The organism is Mesorhizobium sp. M7A.F.Ca.CA.003.01.2.1 (genome assembly GCF_003998945.1).
GTDB classification, from domain to species: Bacteria; Pseudomonadota; Alphaproteobacteria; order Rhizobiales; family Rhizobiaceae; genus Mesorhizobium; species Mesorhizobium ciceri.
On the sequence record NZ_RZRA01000569.1, the window covers coordinates 1 to 3699 of the forward strand.

Annotated in this window: 4 protein-coding genes and 1 pseudogene; 1 reads left to right on the top strand and 4 read right to left on the bottom strand. The window is 61.2% G+C overall.

Going from position 1 to position 3699, the window contains the following annotated elements:
• Positions 1–2: 2 nt before the first annotated feature.
• A complete protein-coding gene (locus EN969_RS21225; protein ID WP_027035719.1) occupies positions 3–1439 on the bottom strand; it encodes a glutamine synthetase family protein in 1437 nt (478 codons plus the stop codon).
• Between the two features lie 145 nt (positions 1440–1584).
• Here EN969_RS21225 and EN969_RS21230 point away from each other — a divergent pair, with 145 nt between their 5' ends.
• Positions 1585–2298, top strand: coding sequence for an HAD family hydrolase (locus tag EN969_RS21230; protein WP_063170071.1), 714 nt, complete (start codon positions 1585–1587; stop codon positions 2296–2298).
• 83 nt (positions 2299–2381) lie between these two features.
• On the opposite strand, the gene EN969_RS21235 is transcribed toward EN969_RS21230, so the two are convergent.
• From EN969_RS21235 to EN969_RS21245, 3 genes and pseudogenes are all read right to left on the bottom strand, one after another.
• The gene (locus tag EN969_RS21235; RefSeq protein WP_224621462.1) at positions 2382–2786 is read right to left on the bottom strand and encodes a response regulator; all 405 of its coding nucleotides are present in this window, start codon (positions 2784–2786) and stop codon (positions 2382–2384) included.
• 278 nt (positions 2787–3064) lie between these two features.
• Positions 3065–3307, bottom strand: a complete 243-nt coding sequence (locus tag EN969_RS21240; protein ID WP_006202762.1) for a hypothetical protein — start codon at positions 3305–3307, stop codon at positions 3065–3067.
• A 58-nt stretch (positions 3308–3365) separates the two neighbouring features.
• Positions 3366–3699: pseudogene (locus tag EN969_RS21245) on the bottom strand (isocitrate lyase); the annotation flags it as partial.

The window sequence follows — 3699 nt, forward strand, 5'->3', positions numbered from 1 at the left end:
CCCTACACATTCAGCAACAAATACTCCCGCTCCCACGGACTGATCACTTCCATGAAGGTCTCGAATTCCGCGCGCTTGATCGCCGCATAGGTCGCGGCGAACGACTTGCCCAGATGAGCGCAGAGTTCCTCGTCGCCCTCGAACAGGTCGACGGCTTCAAGCAGGCCGCGCGGCAGGTCGATCTCGTCGGCATTGGCCGTTGTCAGGACCGGGGGCTCGGCCTTGATCTTGTTGGTGATGCCGATCAGCCCGCAGGCAAGCGATGCCGCCAGCGCCAGATAGGGATTGGCATCGGAGGACGGGATGCGGTTTTCGACGCGCCGTGCCGCCGGATCCGAGCGTGGCACGCGAAACGCCGTGGTGCGGTTGTCATAGCCCCATTTGTTGTTGACCGGCGCCGACGCCGCCTGTGTCAGCCGGCGGTAGGAATTGACATAGGGCGCGAACATCACCAGCGCGTTCGGCACATGCTTCTGCATGCCGCCGATAAAGTGGAAAAAATCGTCGGTTTCCGAGCCGTCAGCGGCCGAAAAGATGTTCTGTCCGGTCTTCTTGTCGATGATCGACTGATGGATGTGCATGGCGGAGCCGGGTTGCCCCTGGATCGGCTTGGCCATGAAGGTGGCGTAGATCTCGTGCTTCAGCGCCGCCTCGCGAATGGTGCGCTTGAACATGAACACCTGGTCGGCCAGTTCGATCGGGTCGCCATGGCGCAGATTGATCTCCAACTGGCCGGCACCTTCCTCGTGGATCAGCGTATCGATCTCCAGGCCCTGGCTTTCGGAGAAATGGTAGATGTCGTCGATCAGTTCGTCGAATTCGTTGACGCCGGCGATCGAATAGCCGGCGCCGCCGCCGATCGCGCGTCCCGACCGGCCAACCGGCGGGGTCAGCGGATAGTCCGGGTCGGGATTCTTGCGCACCAGGTAGAACTCGATCTCGGGCGCCACCACAGGCTTCAGGCCGAGCTTGTCATAGGCGGCCACCACACGCTTCAACACGTTGCGCGGCGTGAACTCGACCGAGCGTCCGTCCTGGTGGACGAGGTCGCAGATGACCGCTGCCGTCGGGTCTTCTTCCCAGGGCACCACCGTCAGCGTCGACAGGTCGGGCATCAGTTTGAGGTCGCCGTCGTCTTCCGGGTAATGGAAGCCGTTGCCATCCTCGGGGTAGCCGCCGGATATCGTCGTCATGAAGACTGCCGACGGCAGCGCCAGCGAGGTGTTGGAGGTGAATTTCTTCGATGGCATCATCTTGCCACGCGCGACGCCTGCCTGATCGGGCGTGATGCACTCGATGTCCTCGATGCCGCGCCATTCCAGCCAGGCGCTGACTTCCTTCCAGTTCTTGACGCCTCGTTGGTTTTTCACGAAGGCAGGCGTGCGGGCGCGTCCTCCGCGGCTCGACGGACGGACTTCCTTTTTTGCAGGCGGCATCATTCACCAGATTGGGTTGCGGATTGTGGAGTATAGCCGTGCCCTCCTATGGAAGGGAAGGGGAGCCGCGTCGGGCATTGCCCGGTGCGGTTGAAAATCACGCCAATCGGCTTAGTTTCGGCCGTCCCAATTCCAATCGAGGCGTTCAATGCGGCGCAATGACAAACTGACGACGATCGGCTTCGACGCCGACGACACGTTGTGGCAGAACGAGCAGTTCTTCCGGCTGACGGAAAAGCGCTTTGCCGCCATGCTCGTCGACCATGGCGAAGCGGAGCACATCTCGGCACGATTGCTGGAGGCCGAAAGGCGCAACCTCGCTGTCTATGGCTTCGGCATCAAGGGATTTACCCTGTCGATGATCGAGACGGCGATCGAGGTCACGCAAGGCCGCGTGCCGGGCTCGGTCATAGCGGAGATTCTCGATGCCGGCCGCGAGATGCTGAGCCATCCGATCGAGGCCTTGCCGCACGCCCGCGAGACGGTCGAAAAGCTTGCCGGCGCATTCCGCCTCGTGCTGATCACCAAGGGCGACCTCTTCGACCAGGAGCGCAAGCTGGCTGGCTCAGGCCTTGGCGATCTGTTCGACGCGGTCGAGATCGTCAGCGACAAGAATGCTGCCACCTATAGCAGGCTCTTCAACCGCCACGGCGATGGTCCGGCGAAAAGCATGATGGTCGGCAACTCGCTGAAGTCGGATGTGGTGCCGGCCATCGAGGCCGGCGGCTGGGGTGTTCATGTGCCGCATGAACTGACCTGGGTGCTGGAGCATGTCGAAGCGCCGGTAACCGAATCGAGGTTCCGCCAGATATCCGATCTCGGACAACTGCCCGGACTGATCGAAAGCATCATCGATCCCTGATCGCCGGGCGATCCGTGGTCGCCCGGCCTTACCTGGTTTCGATTCCGGACGGAAAAACCGCTATACACTTTCCCGCAATTGCCTCAGCGGCCGATCAGGCGATCGATCACCGGTTGCAACCGTTCGGGCGTGATCGGCTTGGCGATCACCACGTCGATGACACCAGACAGGCCCAGGCTTTCCGTGGTGCCATTCTTGGTTGACAGCAGGATTACCGGTGGCAGCGATTTGCCCGAGGCGCGGCGCAACGCGTCGATGCTGGACATCAGATTGTCGCAGTCCTTGTTGTCGGCGCCGCCGTCAAGGACAACCGCGCCGGGAATGAGCGACCGCAAGATCCTTGCCGCCGTGTCGGGAGATTCCGAAATCGGCTTGAGCCCGGATCGCTCGACGATCTTTGAAATCACCACGCGATTGATTGGCGACCTGCCGACGACAAGCACCTGCGACGGATCACGGATCGCCTCGGTGGTTGAGCCGCGGGTCACCAGATTCGGATGTCTTGGAGTCTCGCCTTCGCGATTCACCGGGCACACAAGTCAGCCAAGAAGCTCGCCCCTATTTCAATGCAGAGTTGAATCCGGAGCGCAATTGGCGTGAGATCGCAGCCTATGTCAAGTTGAAATAAAAGTGCCCGAAATCATCGCCGGGACAGTGAATTTCAAGCAACGCTACTGTACTCGACTGTCCACACGTGCATTTCATAAAAAGAAAATTCACCTGCGCAGGGGCTGCGCAGGTGAAGGGTCGGTTGCATGAATTTCAGTCAGCCGTGGCTCTGCTGCGTGACGATCACCGGGATCAGCAGATCGCCCCAGTTGCCGTCGCCGCCGTGATGTCGTGCCGAGCGCACGAGTTCCACCGAGACGCCCGCCTCGACCGCCTTCATAACCGACTGGTTGAGGCGGTGCAGGTCGTTGGCCAGCATGCGGATCGTCGCCTGCTGGTCGACGCTCATCGTTGTCGACTGTTCCTCGGCGCGTTCCTTGACGCGGCTTATCGATGCCATTGGTTTTCTCCTTGTGTCCCAAGCCCTGTCGGGCGTTTCCTCTGAGTTTTTCTGTTCGCTATTCGGCGGCCGGTTTGAACTGCGCGTGCTCCGTCGATTCATGCATGGCGGTGGTCGACGACTGGCCGCCGGTGATCGCCATCGACACGGCGTCGAAATAGCCGGTGCCGACCTCGCGCTGATGCTTGGTCGCGGTGTAGCCATCGGCCTCGGCCGCGAACTCCGCTTCCTGCAACTCGGAATAGGCCGCCATCTGCCGCGCCTTGTAGCCGCGCGCCAGTTCGAACATGCCGTAGTTGAGCTGGTGGAAGCCGGCGAGCGTGATGAACTGGAACTTGTAGCCCATGGCGCCGAGCTCCTTCTGGAACTTGGCAATCGTCGCGTCGTCGAGG